The sequence below is a fragment of the Alcanivorax sp. genome (assembly GCF_040119285.1).
Lineage (GTDB): Bacteria > Pseudomonadota > Gammaproteobacteria > Pseudomonadales > Alcanivoracaceae > Alcanivorax.
In genome coordinates, this window is record NZ_JBEDTY010000032.1 from 12287 (window position 1) to 29204 (window position 16918).

Genomic DNA, 16918 nt, shown 5'->3' on the forward strand with positions numbered 1-16918 from the left:
CGACATGTCAACGAGTTCAAGTACAAGTAATGACATCCAGGCAAAAGTAATTAACGCCACATCCAAAGTCGTGCCAATGCATCTACAGATCAAGGCACTAAAGAGCTTGATGAAGGTTAAGAGGAAGACCATTGGGACTTCCCGCCCTCAGGTGCACTTTGTTGAAACCGATTTGCCTGACGTCAATGATTTAGCGATAGAAGACATAGACACAAGCAATCCTTTTCTATACCGACAGAGCAAGTCCAATTCTTATTTTAAGCGGCTGCGTGATGAGGCGCCGGTGCACTACCAGAAGAACAGTGCTTTCGGGCCGTTCTGGTCGATAACACGCTACGACGATATTGTCTTCGTGGACAAGAGCCATGATTTGTTTTCCTCCGAACCGCAAATCATCCTGGGTGATCCGCCGGAAGGCCTATCGGTCGAAATGTTCATCGCGATGGATCCTCCCAAGCACGACGTACAGCGTCGGGCGGTCCAGGGTGTTGTTGCGCCCAAGAACCTGAAAGAAATGGAAGGGCTGATCCGCAAGCGTACCGGGGACGTACTCGATAGCCTGCCGTTGGACACCCCCTTCAATTGGGTGCCGGTGGTGTCTAAAGAGCTGACAGGTCGCATGCTCGCCTCACTGTTGGACTTCCCGTACGAGGAACGCGACAAACTGGTTGGCTGGTCGGATCGATTGTCCGGTGCGTCCTCGGCAACCGGTGGCGAGTTCACGAATGAAGATGTGTTTTTTGATGACGCGGCAGATATGGCGTGGTCTTTCTCCAAGCTTTGGCGTGATAAGGAAGCGCGTCAAAAAGCAGGTGAAGAGCCGGGTTTCGATTTGATCAGCATGCTTCAGTCCAATGAAGACACAAAAGATTTGATCAATCGCCCTCTGGAATTCATTGGTAATCTCGCGTTGTTGATCGTTGGCGGTAATGACACCACGCGGAATTCAATGAGTGGGGGGGTGCTGGCTTTAAATCAGTTCCCAGAGCAATTCGCGAAGCTAAAGGCGAACCCAGAGCTGATCCCCAATATGGTGTCTGAAATCATTCGCTGGCAAACGCCGCTGGCGTATATGCGTCGGGTTGCCAAGCAGGATGTGGAGCTGAACGGGCAAACCATCAAGAAGGGTGATCGCATGCTGATGTGGTATGCCTCAGGTAATCAGGATGAGAGGAAATTTGAGAATCCTGAACAATTCATCATTGACCGCAAGGGTACACGGAATCATGTGTCGTTTGGTTACGGCGTTCACCGTTGTATGGGCAACCGCCTTGCCGAACTGCAGCTGCGCATTCTTTGGGAAGAAATACTCCCACGTTTTGAGAACATCGAAGTGATCGGTGAGCCGGAGCGAGTGCAATCAAACTTTGTGCGGGGCTATTCCAAGATGATGGTCAAGTTGACGGCTAAGAAATAATGACTCAGCAGAACGGAAAGGTGATCGAACAACAATTCGATTATGTGGTGGTCGGTGCGGGCTCGGCCGGCTGTGCAGTGGCTGCCCGCCTTTCCGAGAGCGGTCGCTACTCGGTGCTGCTACTTGAGGCGGGGCCAGAGAGCCGGCGGAACCCCTTCGTTAACATGCCGTTGGGGTTCCTGCAGCTAATGTTCAGCCGTCGCTTTAACTGGCAGTTCAATACCGAACCGCAGCGTCACATGCATGGTCGCTCACTGTTTCAACCGCGCGGTAAAATGCTTGGTGGATCCAGTGGCATGAACGCGCAGGTTTATATACGCGGCCATGCTTGGGACTATGATAATTGGGCGAAAGAGGGGTGTGAGGGGTGGTCGTACGCCGACGTGTTGCCGTACTTCCGAAAAACCGAGCATTACGAACCGCCGTTGGCACCGGATGAAGCAGAGTTCCATGGCAAAGGTGGGCCTCTTAATGTGGCCGAGCGACGTTATACGAACCCGCTAAGTGCGGCGTTTGTGGAGGCCGCGACACAGGCGGGGCACCCGCTCAATAAGGATTTTAACGGCAGTGAGCAGGGAGGCGTAGGTTTCTACTACGCCTATCAGAAAGACGGCGCGCGCTGTAGTAATGCGCGCGCCTATCTCGAACCTGCTGCAGGGCGTTCCAACCTTACGGTCCGAAGTGGTGCTCATGTTACACGTGTGCTGCTTGAGGGTTCCCGCGCTACCGGTGTCGAGTACCGGTCTGCGACGGGGCTGGTTCAGGTCCACGCAGGGCGCGAAGTTGTACTTTGCGGCGGCGCGTTCAATTCGCCACAACTACTGATGCTATCCGGGATCGGTCCACATGAGGAGTTGTCCAGACACGGCATTGAGGTACGTCATGCGCTGGAGGGTGTTGGGCAGAATCTTCAGGATCATATTGACGTATTCATGCGTGTCAAAGCACGCAGTCGCCAGAGTATCTCCATGCATCCCAGCTACTGGCTCAAGGGAATGCGGGCGTTACTGCAATATTTGACCGGGCGGCGCGGTGTATTGACAAGCAATGGTGCCGAGGCCGGCGGTTTTATCCGCTCTCGCCCTGAGGAATCCATACCCGACCTGCAATTGCACTTCGGGCCCATGTTGTACGCTGATCATGGCCGGGACTTTAAGACGGCGATGAGTGGATATGGCTATATCGTCATGATTTACGGGCTTCGGCCATTGTCGCGCGGCCGCGTTGGTTTGCATAGTGCAGACCCGCTCCAGGCGCCACTGATCGACCCTGACTATATGGCCGAGACGGCCGACGTTGAGCAGCTGGTTCGTGGCGTTCATCTGGTGCGCAAGATCCTGGCTCAGCGAGCTCTCGAGTCGCACCATGAGGTCGAGATTTCGCCTGGGTCGGCGTTGAAGAGTGATGATGATCTGGCTAAATGGGTGCGGACTAGCGGTGAGTCGGCATACCACCCTGTGGGCACGTGCAAGATGGGGGTGGATGCAATGGCGGTGGTGGATTCGCGTTTGCGAGTGCATGGACTGCAAGGCTTGCGAGTGGTTGATGCGTCCATTATGCCAACCTTGGTTGGTGGCAACACTAATCAACCAGCAACGATGATTGCTGAGAAGGGAGCAGACATGATCCTTGAGGATGCCAAGCATGCTGACGGTTGAGTGGCGTGCGGCCGTGTTGCGCAACATCCTCTTATAATCGCGACAGCTAATCCCTGAACCCATCTCATTATAAGCGGTGCTTATTTACATAATTTGGCCCAAGGCACAGATAAAGAGAGAAGTATGGAAAACGAAAAACAAGATGCCACTGTCATCGTCGGAGGCGGGCACGCAGCAGGGGCGTTGATGACAGCCCTGATACAGAAGAAATATCCACACGAGGTGGTTCTGGTGGGCGAAGAGCCTTATCCACCCTACCAGCGTCCGCCTCTATCCAAAACGTATCTGTCTGGAGAGGTTAACGAGGAATCTCTCTATTTGAAACCGCGCTCGGTGTATGAAGGTGCGGGTCATCAGTTGCGACTTGGTGTGCGCGTTGAGGAAATTGATCGAGACAACAAAACTCTCACATTGTCAGATCAGAGCACACTGAAATATGGCCGGCTTGTGCTTGCCACAGGTTCACACGTTAGGCGTCTTAATGCGCCTGGGTCTGAATTAAATGGCATCCATTATCTGCATGACATCGCAGATACGGATACATTGCGCGATCAACTGTCACCAGGTACGCGTTTGGTTATTGTCGGTGGCGGCTACATTGGCCTTGAGGTGGCAGCCAGTGCCAGTAAAAAAGGCGTTGATGTTACCGTGCTGGAAGGCGCTGAGCGGCTGATGCAGCGAGTTACTGGCGTCGAGATGTCTTCGTTCCTGTATGCTAAACACAGTGGTTCTGGCGTGAACGTGCGCCTTAATACGGCTGTCACCGGCTTCAAAGCAGACGATCAAGATCAGGGGCGAGTGGCTGGCGTAATGTTAGCAAATGGCGAAACGGTTGAGGCAGATGTTGTGCTGGTCTCGATTGGCGTTATACCCGAAACGGCTTTGGCTGAGGCCGCCGGCCTATCCTGTGAAGACGGTATCCTGGTGGACGAATATGTCCGCACTTCCGACCCCAGTATCCTGGCCATAGGTGATTGCACGCGTCACCGAAACCTGTTCTTCGAGCAAATGCAGAGGCTCGAGTCCGTTGCTAACGCTGTCGATCAAGCACGAACTGCGGCAGCGACCTTGATGGGAGAGGATAAGCCCTACGATAGCGCTCCATGGTTTTGGTCGAATCAATATGATGTTCGTTTGCAAATGGTGGGGCTCTCGCAGCACCATGATGAACGCGTCATGCGTGGCAGCACGGAAGACAAAGCGTTTGCGGTGTTCTATCTCCGTGAGGGCTGTGTGATTGCCGTTGATGCGGTGAATATGCCCATTGCGTTTATGGTTGGAAAGCAGTTGGTTCAGCACCGTAAGAGTATTAGCGCTGACGTGTTGAGTGATCTGGATGTTGAATTAAAGTCTTTGATCTGAAACTGGTAGTGATTGCCGTTTGTGGCGGTGGCACGGTTACCGCTGCAAGGTTGGGAACAGAAGGAAGTAGAGGGTGAAGTAGTCCAATGTTCCTTTCTTATTCGGTGCTAGACCCTTTAGGTAATCTTCGCGGCCAAAAAAGTTGGCTGGATAAATATTTGCGGGGTGAAGGTGCTGGAAAATAGCTTCACCGTGGAATTGCGGGAAAGCGGCTTTGATCTTCATGAAGAGATAGTCGCTATCCCGGCAGCCGCAAGCAGCGAGCCCCGTTTCCTCATCACCATACTGTCATATAGCTCGTTAGCTTAACCCCCGCGTGATTTATCTCCCTGTCGAATTTGGTGATCAGCCAGAACAGACCAAGACCACACGGGCGTTGGGCCTGTGAATGTCAAACTCCATAGCCATTGCTTCGATCTGCTGGCAATGGTCAAGTGATGTGGGGTCGCGTCATTCCATGGCGGAGCCCTGTAGCCCCCGTCCCATTTTTAACCGTCCGTATGAGTAGAAGGTTCGCCGACCTTTATGGCTGGGCTGAAGGCATTCCGCTGATAGAGGGGCCGATAATGTTTGGTAATGCCATCGAGTCGATGTGTAGAATGGAAATGATCATTCTAGACCATGCAGGTAATAGCGATGGACTTTGAAGCGGCTCTTCAGCCTTCTGAGTATATAGATTCTGACAGCCCGTCGGTGATCAGTTTTGCTGAAACGATAGTGGGTGACGAGACAGATCCGAAAAAAAAGGCGGTAAAGCTTTACTACGCGGTGCGTGATGATATCCGCTACGATCCGTATCGGATTTGTTTCTCCCAAGACGGGCTAAAGGCAAGCACCACGCTAGCCAATGGCTATGGCTACTGTGTGGCAAAGGCTGTGCTGCTTGCCGCTGCCGGGCGAGCCGTTGGGATTCCTTGCCGGTTAGGTTTTGCCGATGTCAGAAACCATCTAAGCTCTGAAAAGCTGAAAGAAATGATGCAAACAGATGTGTTTGTTTGGCATGGCTATACGGACATGTATATTGATAACAGCTGGGTGAAGGCGACGCCGGCGTTCAATCAATCGCTTTGCGATAAGACTGGTGTAAAGCCCCTCGAATTCGATGGCATTCATGATTCTGTCTTCCATGCATTTGATCAGGCCGGCAATCGCCATATGGAATATTTGAAAGAGCATGGCGCTTTTGATGATCTGCCGTTTCAGCGAATTCTTGCTGATTTCAAGAAGCATTACCCCGCCTTTGAGGGGTTCTCCGGCTCGTCTGCTGCTGTGGCAGTTGAGGGACGTTTCGAGGACGAAGCGTCGGCGGGTTAACGATTGGGCTGGAGGCATTTCTAAACTGGACCGGCTCTGTGTGTGTGGGCTCATTTGCTAGCAGAGTGCATGACGGGTTATGGCCCGTCTGCCGGTCTGCTCAAGCGCGTTACCGAAGAGCGTGGTATCTTAAAAAAGCGGCAGGCCACTTCGCCAGTCCGCCCGATAGAGCTACGCCTTTATAAAGGCGCATGGCGACAGCTGGCTGATCCGCTGGCTACGTTGTCTATTACACTCCAGGGGTTTTTATGCATGGTAACGCCATCCCCGTTTCGTGCGCGCCGTTGAGGAGGAGACACTGTCAGGGCTTAGCAATCAGTTCTGGCTTAGAGTCAGGCGCCGGGTATGGTTATCGAAAGATCCACACTGATCTATGCGAGCTCAATCCAGTCTATCGCTTGGTGCGCAACTGATGGTGGTCCGTAGCCGCAAGCCTGAGGGCAAGGATCTCGGTCTGCAAGGGCGCATGAGTCAGCACCAGTATCAGCTGGACAATGTCAGAGAACGGGTGGCGATTCATAAGAAAATGGCGCCAGAATAATAGAGCGTGTTTGACGCTGCCTGCGCATTCGGATGCGCGATAAGGGCGCTGCCTCTAACGCAAAAAACTACGCTAGTCCGGAATTATTCTATGTCCCGCATCGCGATGTTCGCCGACGTTCAGAATATTTATTACACCACTCGCCAGGCTTTTGGGCGGCCCTTCAATTATCGGGCGCTTTGGCAGCAGCTATCAGCGCAGGGGGAAATAGTTCACGCATTGGCCTATGCCACTCACCGTGGCGACGACGGGCAGACGAAATTTCAGGATGCGCTTAAACACATTGGCTTCACGGTTAAACTCAAACCCTATATTCAGCGCAGTGACGGCTCCAGCAAGGGTGACTGGGATGTGGGCATTGCGGTGGATGTGATGACGCTGGCTCCAGAGGTGGATACGGTGGTGTTGCTTTCCGGGGACGGGGATTTTGATGTGTTACTAACGCGAGTTGGCGCTAACCCCGGGGTTCGCACTGAAGTGTATGGTGTTGAGCCGCTGACCGCGCGTTCGTTGATTGATAGTGCCTCGGTGTTTCATCCGATAGGAGACGCGTTGCTGTTAAAGTGATATCAGAGACTTCCGCGCGCTGATAGGCGCGGCCATGGATATCTTTGGCTCACTGTTGATAACCAAACGCAACGAATTTGCTAATGCTCTGGCGGTAAAAATCCGGATGATAGGACGTTCGCGCCTGCCCCTAGGCGTCAGGCCACTGCGATACGGATAATAACAAGGAGCAGAAAGTATGGCCCGTAAATTGTCCATCATGGATTCCGGCTGGTTAATGATGGAGACCCGGGAAACCCCTATGCACGTGGGTGGGCTGGCGTTGTTCGCAGTTCCTGAAGGCGCCCCTGAGAATTATGTGGAGAGTATCTATCGATACCTGGTGGATGTGGATAGCATCTGCCACCCATTTAACCAAAAGATTCAGTCTCATTTGCCTCTGTACTTGGATGCTACTTGGGTGGAAGACAAAAATTTCGATATTGACTACCACGTACGTCATTCTGCCTTGCCTCGGCCGGGACGGGTGCGTGAGCTGCTGGCGTTAGTATCGCGGTTGCACGCCCAGCGTTTGGATCCTGGCCGCCCGTTGTGGGAGAGCTATTTGATCGAGGGGTTGGAAGGAAACCGTTTCGCTCTTTATACCAAGATGCATCACTCCATGGTGGATGGGGTGGCAGGGATGCACCTAATGCAGTCTCGCCTGGCTACCTGTGCCGAAGACCGTTTGCCCGCCCCTTGGTCTGGCGAGTGGGATGCAGAGAAGAAACCGAGAAAAAGCCGTGGCGCTGCAGCGGCAAATACCGGCATGAAAGGAACAATGAACAACCTGCGCCGAGGTGGTGGTCAGCTTGTGGACCTGCTGCGACAGCCCAAGGATGGCAATGTGAAAACTATCTATCGGGCGCCGAAAACCCAGCTAAACAGACGGGTGACGGGCGCGCGACGCTTTGCTGCCCAGTCGTGGTCGCTGTCACGGATCAAAGCCGCAGGCAAACAGCATGGCGGCACAGTGAATGATATTTTCCTTGCCATGTGTGGCGGCGCGCTGCGCCGCTATCTGCTTAGTCAGGATGCCTTGTCCGATCAGCCGTTGGTAGCCCAGGTGCCAGTAGCATTGCGTAGTGCGGACCAGGCTGGTGAGGGTGGCAATGCCATTACTACGGTTCAGGTAAGTCTGGGTACGCATATTGCTCAGCCGCTGAAGCGGCTGGCCGCAATCCAGGATTCCATGAAAGCGGTGAAATCTCGGCTTGGTGATATGCAAAAGTCCGAGATCGATGTTTATACGGTGCTGACCAATATGCCGCTGTCTTTGGGGCAGGTCACGGGCCTGTCCGGGCGCGTAAGACCCATGTTTAACCTGGTGATTTCCAATGTGCCGGGGTCGAAGGAAACGCTTCATCTCAATGGTGCGGAGATGTTGGCCACCTATCCGGTGTCATTGGTTCTGCATGGTTACGCCCTAAATATCACTGTGGTGAGCTACAAGAATAGCCTTGAGTTTGGCGTGATCGGTTGCCGTGACACGTTGCCTCATATTCAGCGTTTTCTGGTTTATCTCGAAGAATCGCTGGTGGAACTGGAGCCTTGATTCGGTAATAGTTGGTTGATGTATAGAGGCACCCTAACAAAGATTGCCGTTTGGTGATTGAATCGATAATCAACGCGCAGGCCAACAACGAACCCGCATTTCTGCTGTATGTTTTTCCTCGTAACTGCACATTGCCGGCATGCTAACGGATTCGCGTATGGAGCCCATGTTGACACCTCTCTAAGAAGCCTGTGTTCTGGTGGAGTAGGCTATGTCGATGTAATCGAAGGTTTATAAGGCGTACGCTAAATTGCCACTCCCCACCGCTCTTTTGTTCTTCTCGCCTGCATCTTCCCCTAAAATATCGGGCAACTAATTCCTCTGGAGCAAGATGTCTATGGGTCGCGCCTATCAAAACCGCAAAGAATCCATGGCGAAAACCTCGGACATGAAAGCCAAGGTGTACAGCCGCTATGGTCGAGAAATCTACGTTAGCGCTAAATCCGGTGGCTTGGATCCCACGGCGAATCTGGCGTTGCGCAGCCTGATCGACCGCGCCAAGAAAGATCAGGTGCCTGGTCATGTGATCGATAAGGCCATCGACAAAGCCAAAGGAGGCGGCGGAGAGGACTATTCCCCGGCCCGCTACGAAGGCTATGGCCCTGGTGGCAGCATGGCGTTGATTGAATGCCTCACGGATAATCCGAACCGTACTTTTGGTGATGTGCGCATGGCCTTCACCAAGACCAAATGCAAGATCGGCACCCAGGGCACGGTGAGCCACATGTTCGACCACGTGGCGATTTTCGTTTTTGCCCACGAAGATGAAGATGCGGTGCTAGAGGCCCTGATGGATGCGGATGTGGATGTCAGCGAAATAGAGAACGATAACGGCATACTGACGGTGTTCACGCCTAACACCGAGTATTTCAAGGCCAAGCAGACGCTGGTCGAGGCCTTCGGAGAATTGGAATTCGAGGTGGATGAAATTCAGTTTATTCCGCAGAGTTACACCACCATCAGCGTCGAAGACATGGACATGTTCGATAAATTCATGGCCATGTTGAATGATTTGGATGACGTTCAGAACGTCTATCACAACGTGGATCTGGGCTGATTCCAGAGCTGCGATCGTCAATCCGCAACGGAGAACGCCCTGTGCTGGATAACGACATCCTTAGCGCCGCCGTCGCACTGGCCGGTGCCCTGCAAAAACAACGCCTGCTGTTGGCCACCGCGGAATCGTGCACCGGTGGGGGTATAGCCCAGACGCTCACCGGCCTGTCCGGCGCATCCACCTGGTTCGATCGGGGCTTTGTCACCTATTCCAATGAGGCCAAGCAAGAGATGCTTGGTGTGCCGGCTGCCACGTTGGCAGCCTCGGGCGCGGTCAGTGAAGCAACTGCACTGGACATGGCGCGAGGCGCTATTAGCCATTCCCGTGCCCATGTGAGCGTGGCGGTGACGGGTATCGCCGGGCCGGATGGCGGCACGCCAGATAAGCCGGTGGGCACCGTCTGGATTGCCTGGGGGCAGAAGCTGGGTTATGCAGAAGCTCGCTGTTTCCAATTCGACGGGGACCGCGATGCCGTCCGTCAGCAGACTATCCATGAAGCCATTCTGGGCTTGAATGCCCGCCTCAAGTAGCCACAATCAGGCTATTCATCTCAGCCCCGCCAAGGCGGGCCTGACAAGACAACGAGCTGGAAGGTTGCAATGGACTGCCAATGCTGTTCATAATACTGTCCATAACGTCAGTGCTGGTCGAAGGGGTCAGATAAGACGGATCAGATACGGTTAGCGTCAATGAATGGCGCGCCGAACACGGAGAGGGGTCACAATGAGCGATAAAGGTAAGGCGCTGTCCGCTGCGCTGTCACAGATTGAGCGCCAATTTGGCAAAGGTTCTGTCATGCGCATGGGCGATCGCAAGCGCGAGCGCATGCCCTCCATCTCGACCGGCTCACTGGGGCTGGACGTTGCCTTGGGTATTGGCGGTCTGCCCAAGGGGCGTATTGTCGAGATTTATGGCCCTGAATCCTCCGGAAAAACCACCCTGACATTGAGCGTGATTGCCCAAGCTCAGAAAAAAGGCGCCACCTGTGCCTTCGTGGATGCTGAGCATGCGCTAGACCCGGATTACGCAGAAAAGCTGGGCGTAAACGTGGACGACCTGATTGTTTCCCAGCCAGACACCGGTGAGCAGGCACTGGAAATCACCGATATGCTGGTGCGTTCCGGCGCGGTGGATGTGGTCGTGGTCGATTCTGTGGCGGCGCTGGTGCCGAAAGCGGAAATCGAAGGGGAAATGGGTGACACCCACGTGGGGTTGCAGGCTCGTCTGATGAGCCAGGCGCTGCGTAAAATTACCGGTAATGTGAAAAACGCCAATACACTGGTGGTCTTCATTAACCAGATCCGCATGAAGATTGGTGTGATGTTTGGTAACCCGGAAACCACCACCGGTGGTAATGCCCTGAAGTTCTACTCCTCTGTGCGCCTGGACATCCGCCGTATTGGTGCGGTGAAGCAGGGCGACGAAGTAACCGGTAACGAAACCCGGGTGAAGGTGGTGAAAAACAAGGTGTCGCCGCCGTTCCGTCAGGCTGAGTTCCAGATTCTCTACGGTCAGGGCATTAATCAGCTGGGAGAAGTGCTGGACTTGGGTGTTCAACAGGGATTGGTGGACAAATCCGGCGCCTGGTATGCCTACAAAGGCGACAAGATTGGCCAAGGTAAGCAAAACGCCTGCGAGTACCTGCGAGAAAACCCGGCCATTGCCGAAGAAATTGAAACCGAAATCCGGGCCCGCCTGTTGCCGGACCCTACAGCTGAAGCCCGGGCAGAAGAGGCCGCCCCCGCTGACGATGAGTGAGCCACTGACCGAGGCCGAGCTGCGCCAGCGGGCAGTTGCCCTGCTGGCCCGGCGCGATCACTCCCGCCGTGAGCTTGTCACCAAGCTGCAACAGCGCCTGGGGGATCAGCCGGCGCTGGAGGCGGTGCTAGCCTGGTGTGAGGAGCACGATTTTATCGATGACCGGCGCTTTGCCGGTTTTTTTGTGCGCGCGCATATTGAGCGTGGGCAGGGGGTGTTGCGGATTCGTCAGGAGCTGCAGCTAAAAGGCGTTGAGAACGACTGGATTGCCGAAGCGTTAGAGGATGCCGAGGTAGATTGGTTCGCGCTGGCGAAAGACGTTCGTGCCCGCCGTTTCCGGCAGTATCCCCAAGATCACAAAGAAAAAGCCAAGCAGCTACGTTTTCTGCAAAGTCGCGGCTTTAATGCGGAACAGAGCTTCGCTGCGCTGGATATGCAGGACGCCGAACTGGATTAAATCTGCTGTTTTCTTGTGCTTTCCAGTGATTCCCCCCCCCTTTGCGTTGCTGGTGGCGAAATTCAAGCCAGGACCAAAAGCACTTTCGCCCGAGAGCGCACAGGACGCACAGGGATACCCTTAGTGGGGCGCACCGCTAGCGCTGCTCATACTTCTTGCGTGGGAATGCGATTGGTGGGGAGTATATGTGTTGTGCTCTGGTGGGCATCTTCTTGGCGGCGTATTCTGCGTTTTTAATGCGTGTGTGAGATTTCCCATGGAATACCTGTCTGATCCTTGGCTGGTGGCTGCCATGCTAGGCGCCGGTGTGTTGGCAGGTTTTATCAATACTCTGGCAGGTGGCGGCGGTTTGCTGATCTTGCCACTGCTAATGCTCAGCGGTATGGGCGCGGCACTGGCCAACGGCACCATGCGCGTTGCAGTGTTGATTCAAAGCGCGGAAGCGGTGCGCCAATTCAATAAACGGGGCTCTATGCCCTTTGCCGATCTACCCGCCATATTGGTGCCGAGCTTGCTGGGAACATTGGTGGGGGCGCTGGCAGCAGCCTTCCTTCCTGAAACCATTCTTAAGCCTGTGCTTCTAATTACGCTGGTGGTGGTCGCGTTACTTATGGTGTTGCGCCCGTCGCAGATGTCACCGGACCCGAACTCAGTGCCATTGTCTCCTAATACCAGCCTGTCGGGTTGGATAGGGCTGTTTTTCGCTGGAGCCTATGGGGGGTTTGTTCAGGCGGGCGTGGGCTTCGTGCTACTGGCGGTGCTCGCCGGGCAGTTACGTTACGACCTGCTACGCAGTAATGCGCTGAAACTGGCTATCACGGGCAGCTTCACCATATTAGCGCTGGCTATCTTTGTGGCCCGGGGGCAGGTGGCCTGGTTGCCTGGGCTGGTGGTTGCGGCGGGTAGTCTGATTGGCGTTCGGCTTGGGGTCAACTTTGCTCACGCCGTGTCCCCACGTGTGCTCAAGCGTATTTTGCTGGTGATGGTGTTGGCAGTATGCCTGGCCGCGGCAATCAAGGGGTAAGTTTCAAGCCACAAGCCATAATGGGCGAGAAGAAAGAGGGTGAACCGATAGCGCTTATGACCGTACTTTTCCTCTCAGGTTTGTACGCGGCCCGGGTCTGTCAGCCTCACAGCTGATGCTTCTTTGTTGCCGCTTGGGGCTTGTTGCTTCAGGTTAACTTGTCACCATCGCAACCACGCCTTGAGGGCGGTATACTCGGCGCCTCTGACCGCCAGCCAAGAAAACGTTTCTCTTATGAAAAGTGCTGAATTACGCCAGGCCTTTCTGGATTATTTTGCCAGCCAGGGGCACACCAAGGTGTCCTCCTCCTCACTGGTGCCTACTAATGACCCGACACTGTTGTTTACTAACGCGGGCATGAACCAGTTCAAGGATGTTTTTCTGGGACGTGAGTCCCGGGATTACACTCGTGCTACAAGCTCCCAGCGCTGTGTCCGCGCCGGCGGTAAGCACAATGACCTGGAAAACGTGGGGTATACGGCGCGGCATCACACCTTCTTCGAGATGCTGGGTAACTTCAGCTTCGGGGACTATTTCAAGCGCGAAGCGATCAAGTTTGCCTGGGAATTCCTCACTGGCACCTTGGGGCTACCGGAAGAGCGGCTGTGGGTTACTGTGCATGTTTCCGACGATGAAGCCGCTGATATCTGGCTAAAAGAAATGGGAGTCAGTGCCGAGCGCTTCTCGCGGCTCGACGAAGACAACTTTTGGCAAATGGGCGATACCGGCCCATGCGGCCCCAGCTCTGAAATTTTTTATGACCACGGCGCCGATGTGCCCGGTGGCCCACCGGGTTCTGCAGATGAGGATCTGGATCGCTATATCGAGATATGGAACCTGGTGTTCATGCAGTATGACCGTCAGCCGGATGGTGAACTGCAGCCTCTGCCTAAACCCAGTGTCGATACCGGCATGGGCCTGGAGCGCATTGCCGCAGTGTTGCAGGGCGTACATTCCAACTACGAGATCGATCTGTTTCAGGCATTGTTGCAAGCCGCGGCCAAGGCCACGGGCTGTACTGATCTGGAAGAGAAATCCCTGCGCGTGATCGCAGATCATATTCGTTCAGCCAGTTTTCTGATTTGTGACGGGGTGATTCCTTCCAACGAAGGCCGTGGCTATGTTCTGCGTCGCATCATTCGTCGCGCCCTGCGTCATGGCCACAAGCTGGGGCAGGACAAGCCGTTCTTTTCCACCTTGGTGGCCGCACTGGTGGCGGAGATGGGTGAGGCCTACCCGGAGCTGGGTCGTGAGCAGGCGAGAATTGAAAAGGCCCTACTGGCCGAAGAAGAGCAATTTGGCCGCACCTTGGCTGCGGGCATGAAAGTACTGGAAAGCGCCATTGAGCAGCTTGATGGCAGGGTGTTGCCCGGTGAAGTGCTGTTTAACCTCTACGATACCCATGGTTTTCCGCCGGACCTAACCGCGGATGTAGCCCGTGAACGTGAGTTGAGCGTGGATATGGACGGGTTTGAGGCCGCCATGGCTGCCCAGCGAGAGCGGGCCCGTGGTGCCGGTAGCTTTGCCAATGATTACAGCGACCGTCTGAATATCGATGCGATAACCGACTTTTCCGGTTACGAGAAATTGGCCGATGATAATCCTGTGGTTGCTTTATACAAGGACGGCCACGCTGTGGACAGCCTCAATGCTGGCGAAGAAGGCATGGTCGTGCTGGCTCGTACACCGTTTTATGCGGAATCCGGGGGGCAGGTGGGTGATACCGGTGCTCTAATTGCGGGTGAAGCCCGCTTCATGGTCACCGATACCCGTAAGCGCCAGGCAGCACATGTGCATGTGGGCAAGCAGGTAAGCGGCAGCTTGACCATTGGTGGCAAGGTGTCGGCCTGCGTGGATGTGGATCGTCGTCGTGCGGTGATGCGTAACCATTCCGCCACCCACCTTATGCACGCTGCCCTGCGCGACGTGCTGGGCGAGCATGTACAGCAGAAAGGCTCGTTGGTGTCGGCGGACTATCTGCGGTTCGATTTCTCTCATGGCGAGTCGGTCAGCGAAGCTCAGCGCGAAGAGATCGAAATTCTGGTGAATCGTCAGATTCTCGCCAACACTGCGGTAACCACAGAGTTGATGGATATTGAATCTGCCCGTGAAGCTGGTGCCATGGCGCTGTTTGGTGAGAAATACGATGATCAGGTGCGTGTGCTAAGCATGGGCAGTGACGGTTTTTCCAAAGAATTGTGTGGCGGTACCCACGTAAACCGCACCGGTGATATTGGGCTATTTCGCATTACTCTGGAAGCCTCCGCAGCGGCGGGTGTGCGCCGCATTGAAGCGGTGACCGGTGAGCATGCACTAGCGGTGATGCGTCAGCAAGAGCGCGCCCTTAGCGAGATTGCGGCCACGGTGAAAAGCTCGCCGGATAATGCTGCTGATCGCGTGCGTAACCAGGCACAGAAAGTCCGTGAACTGGAAAAAGAGATCGAGCGTCTCAAACAGAAATTGGCCAGCGGCGCCGGTGGTGACCTGACCAGTGAAGTGCAAGATGTTAATGGTGTAAAGGTGCTGGCGACGCAAATTGATGGTGCCGATGGCAAAACTCTGCGGGTTACCATGGACAAGCTGAAAGACAAGTTGGGCTCCGCGGTGATTGTGCTGGCAGCAGTGGAAGGCGAAAAAGTGGCTTTGGTGGCCGGTGTTACCAAGGACCTGACCGCCAAATACAAAGCGGGTGATCTGCTCAAGTTTGTGGCCGAGCAAGTGGATGGTCGCGGCGGTGGTCGCCCGGATATGGCCCAGGGTGGCGGTAATAATCCCGCTGCACTGCCCCGGGCGCTGGAAAGTGTAAAGGGCTGGGTGGCGGAGTAGGGTGGTTGGGCCGTTAATACGGGATATTTTTGGCCAATAAAACCCACTTTGATGACGGAACGTAGCTCAAATTCGTCCCGTTATACCACCTGAACATGAAATAGTGGCGTGTGTCTGGTATAGTTGCGCGCTCCTTTTTGCAGAAAAAGCGACTTTATGGCTCTTATCGTGCAGAAATACGGCGGTACCTCGGTAGGTACAGTCGAACGCATCCAGGCCGTTGCCGAGAAGGTAGCGGGCTTTCACAAACGGGGTGACCAAGTGGTCGTCGTGGTTTCCGCAATGAGTGGGGAAACCAACCGGCTCATCGAGCTGGCCAACGGCGTTACCGACAACCCCTCTCCACGGGAAATGGACGTGCTGGTCTCTACCGGCGAGCAAGTCACTATCGCCCTGTTGTCCATGGCGCTGCAGAAGCAAGGCCTCAATGCCCGCTCCTACACAGGCAGCCAGATTCCTCTGCGCACGGACAATACCTACTCCAAGGCCCGCATCGAAGAGATCGACGACAAGAAGGTTCGCGCCGATCTGGATGGTGGCAGTGTGGTGGTCGTGGCGGGTTTCCAAGGTGTGGATAATGACGGCAACATTACTACGCTGGGCCGGGGTGGCTCCGATACCACCGCTGTGGCGTTGGCTGCTGCACTGAAGGCGGATGAGTGCCAGATTTACACCGATGTGGATGGTGTTTACACCACCGACCCGCGAGTAGTGGATAACGCCCGCCGCCTAGACAGCATTACCTTCGAGGAAATGCTGGAAATGGCCAGCCAAGGCTCCAAAGTTCTGCAAATCCGCTCTGTGGAATTCGCCGGCAAATACAATGTGCCGCTACGTGTTTTGTCCAGTTTCCAGGATGGCCCTGGGACTCTTATTACCGTCGAAGACGAGGTTGATATGGAAAAGCCGGTAATCTCCGGAATTGCCTTTACCCGTGATGAAGCCAAGATCATCGTGCGTGGCGCCCCGGACACCCCGGGTATTGCCTACAAAATCCTCGGCCCGGTGAGCGCAGAAAACATCGAAGTGGACATGATCGTGCAGAACGTAGGCAAAGACGGTGCTGCCGACTTCACTTTTACTGTGCATCGCAACGATTTCGCCCGCGCTCAGGAAGCCCTGCGCAATGCGTCTGAAGAGCTGGGTAACCCGGAAATCATCGGCGATGACAAGATTGCCAAAGTCTCTTTGGTGGGTGTGGGCATGCGTTCTCATGCTGGCGTGGCGTCCAAAATGTTTGAAGCGCTTGCTACCGAAGGCGTCAATATCGAAATGATCTCCACCTCTGAAATCAAGGTGTCTGTGGTAATTGCCGAGAAGTACCTGGAGCTGGCAGTCCGTGCCCTGCACTCCGCCTTCGAGCTGGATCAGCCGAGCGCCTGATTCACCAGGGCACCTCCTGC

At 54.8% G+C, this 16918-nt stretch carries 15 protein-coding genes and 1 pseudogene; 15 read left to right on the plus strand and 1 reads right to left on the minus strand.

All coding sequences use genetic code 11. The features are described 5' to 3' along the window. Positions 1-4 precede the first annotated feature (4 nt). From ABNH10_RS09500 to ABNH10_RS09510, 3 genes are all read left to right on the plus strand, one after another. Positions 5-1417, plus strand: a complete 1413-nt coding sequence (locus ABNH10_RS09500; protein WP_349385722.1) for a cytochrome P450 — start codon at positions 5-7, stop codon at positions 1415-1417. Further along, positions 1417-3075, plus strand: a complete 1659-nt coding sequence (locus ABNH10_RS09505) for a GMC family oxidoreductase (RefSeq protein ID WP_349385723.1) — start codon at positions 1417-1419, stop codon at positions 3073-3075. The genes ABNH10_RS09500 and ABNH10_RS09505 overlap by 1 nt, the downstream gene beginning before the upstream one ends. 123 nt (positions 3076-3198) lie before the next feature. After that, positions 3199-4437, plus strand: coding sequence for an NAD(P)/FAD-dependent oxidoreductase (locus ABNH10_RS09510; protein WP_349385724.1), 1239 nt, complete (start codon positions 3199-3201; stop codon positions 4435-4437). 36 nt (positions 4438-4473) lie between these two features. On the opposite strand, the gene ABNH10_RS09515 is transcribed toward ABNH10_RS09510, so the two are convergent. Then, complete coding sequence (locus ABNH10_RS09515; protein ID WP_349385725.1) at positions 4474-4662, minus strand: hypothetical protein; 189 nt, start codon at positions 4660-4662, stop codon at positions 4474-4476. 411 nt (positions 4663-5073) lie between these two features. On the opposite strand from ABNH10_RS09515, the gene ABNH10_RS09520 reads away from it, so the two are divergent. The 12 genes and pseudogenes from ABNH10_RS09520 (at position 5074) to ABNH10_RS09575 (ending at position 16898) form a co-directional block, all read left to right on the plus strand. After that, a complete protein-coding gene (locus ABNH10_RS09520; RefSeq protein ID WP_349385726.1) occupies positions 5074-5751 on the plus strand; it encodes a transglutaminase-like domain-containing protein in 678 nt (225 codons plus the stop codon). A 99-nt stretch (positions 5752-5850) separates the two neighbouring features. Beyond that, positions 5851-6161 (plus strand): annotated as a pseudogene (locus ABNH10_RS09525) (IS3 family transposase); the annotation flags it as partial. After that, the gene (locus ABNH10_RS09530) at positions 6125-6292 is read left to right on the plus strand and encodes a hypothetical protein (RefSeq protein ID WP_349386236.1); all 168 of its coding nucleotides are present in this window, start codon (positions 6125-6127) and stop codon (positions 6290-6292) included. The pseudogene ABNH10_RS09525 and the gene ABNH10_RS09530, both read left to right, overlap by 37 nt. Before the next feature lie 90 nt (positions 6293-6382). Continuing rightward, on the plus strand, positions 6383-6859 hold the full coding sequence (locus tag ABNH10_RS09535; protein WP_349385727.1) for a LabA-like NYN domain-containing protein: 477 nt from the start codon (positions 6383-6385) through the stop codon (positions 6857-6859). A gap of 178 nt (positions 6860-7037) precedes the next feature. After that, positions 7038-8393: a WS/DGAT/MGAT family O-acyltransferase gene (locus tag ABNH10_RS09540; RefSeq protein ID WP_349385728.1), complete on the plus strand. Its 1356-nt coding sequence runs from the start codon at positions 7038-7040 to the stop codon at positions 8391-8393. Between the two features lie 337 nt (positions 8394-8730). Further along, positions 8731-9450 carry a YebC/PmpR family DNA-binding transcriptional regulator gene (locus ABNH10_RS09545; RefSeq protein WP_349386227.1) on the plus strand — a complete coding sequence of 240 codons (720 nt, stop codon included), beginning with the start codon at positions 8731-8733 and terminating at the stop codon, positions 9448-9450. 41 nt (positions 9451-9491) lie between these two features. Continuing rightward, complete coding sequence (locus tag ABNH10_RS09550; protein WP_349385729.1) at positions 9492-9980, plus strand: CinA family protein; 489 nt, start codon at positions 9492-9494, stop codon at positions 9978-9980. Positions 9981-10173: 193 nt separating this feature from the next. Further along, positions 10174-11208 (plus strand): recombinase RecA, encoded by a 1035-nt coding sequence (gene recA / locus ABNH10_RS09555; protein WP_349385730.1) that lies wholly within the window; start codon positions 10174-10176, stop codon positions 11206-11208. Continuing rightward, positions 11201-11665, plus strand: coding sequence for a regulatory protein RecX (locus ABNH10_RS09560; protein WP_349385731.1), 465 nt, complete (start codon positions 11201-11203; stop codon positions 11663-11665). Before recA ends, ABNH10_RS09560 begins: the two co-directional genes overlap by 8 nt. A 256-nt stretch (positions 11666-11921) precedes the next feature. Further along, positions 11922-12689 (plus strand): sulfite exporter TauE/SafE family protein, encoded by a 768-nt coding sequence (locus tag ABNH10_RS09565; protein WP_349385732.1) that lies wholly within the window; start codon positions 11922-11924, stop codon positions 12687-12689. A gap of 234 nt (positions 12690-12923) precedes the next feature. After that, positions 12924-15515: an alanine--tRNA ligase gene (alaS, locus tag ABNH10_RS09570; RefSeq protein WP_349385733.1), complete on the plus strand. Its 2592-nt coding sequence runs from the start codon at positions 12924-12926 to the stop codon at positions 15513-15515. Between the two features lie 156 nt (positions 15516-15671). Continuing rightward, complete coding sequence (locus ABNH10_RS09575; RefSeq protein WP_349385734.1) at positions 15672-16898, plus strand: aspartate kinase; 1227 nt, start codon at positions 15672-15674, stop codon at positions 16896-16898. The last annotated feature ends 20 nt before the right edge of the window (positions 16899-16918 follow it).

Coding starts and splice junctions, on each gene's coding strand:
- ABNH10_RS09500 (WP_349385722.1), top strand. CDS start 5: ATGTCAACGAGTTCAAGTACAAGTAATGACATCCAGGCAAAAGTAATT.
- ABNH10_RS09505 (WP_349385723.1), top strand. CDS start 1,417: ATGACTCAGCAGAACGGAAAGGTGATCGAACAACAATTCGATTATGTG.
- ABNH10_RS09510 (WP_349385724.1), top strand. CDS start 3,199: ATGGAAAACGAAAAACAAGATGCCACTGTCATCGTCGGAGGCGGGCAC.
- ABNH10_RS09515 (WP_349385725.1), bottom strand. CDS start 4,662: ATGAAGATCAAAGCCGCTTTCCCGCAATTCCACGGTGAAGCTATTTTC.
- ABNH10_RS09520 (WP_349385726.1), top strand. CDS start 5,074: ATGGACTTTGAAGCGGCTCTTCAGCCTTCTGAGTATATAGATTCTGAC.
- ABNH10_RS09530 (WP_349386236.1), top strand. CDS start 6,125: ATGCGAGCTCAATCCAGTCTATCGCTTGGTGCGCAACTGATGGTGGTC.
- ABNH10_RS09535 (WP_349385727.1), top strand. CDS start 6,383: ATGTCCCGCATCGCGATGTTCGCCGACGTTCAGAATATTTATTACACC.
- ABNH10_RS09540 (WP_349385728.1), top strand. CDS start 7,038: ATGGCCCGTAAATTGTCCATCATGGATTCCGGCTGGTTAATGATGGAG.
- ABNH10_RS09545 (WP_349386227.1), top strand. CDS start 8,731: ATGGGTCGCGCCTATCAAAACCGCAAAGAATCCATGGCGAAAACCTCG.
- recA (WP_349385730.1), top strand. CDS start 10,174: ATGAGCGATAAAGGTAAGGCGCTGTCCGCTGCGCTGTCACAGATTGAG.
- ABNH10_RS09560 (WP_349385731.1), top strand. CDS start 11,201: ATGAGTGAGCCACTGACCGAGGCCGAGCTGCGCCAGCGGGCAGTTGCC.
- ABNH10_RS09565 (WP_349385732.1), top strand. CDS start 11,922: ATGGAATACCTGTCTGATCCTTGGCTGGTGGCTGCCATGCTAGGCGCC.
- alaS (WP_349385733.1), top strand. CDS start 12,924: ATGAAAAGTGCTGAATTACGCCAGGCCTTTCTGGATTATTTTGCCAGC.
- ABNH10_RS09575 (WP_349385734.1), top strand. CDS start 15,672: ATGGCTCTTATCGTGCAGAAATACGGCGGTACCTCGGTAGGTACAGTC.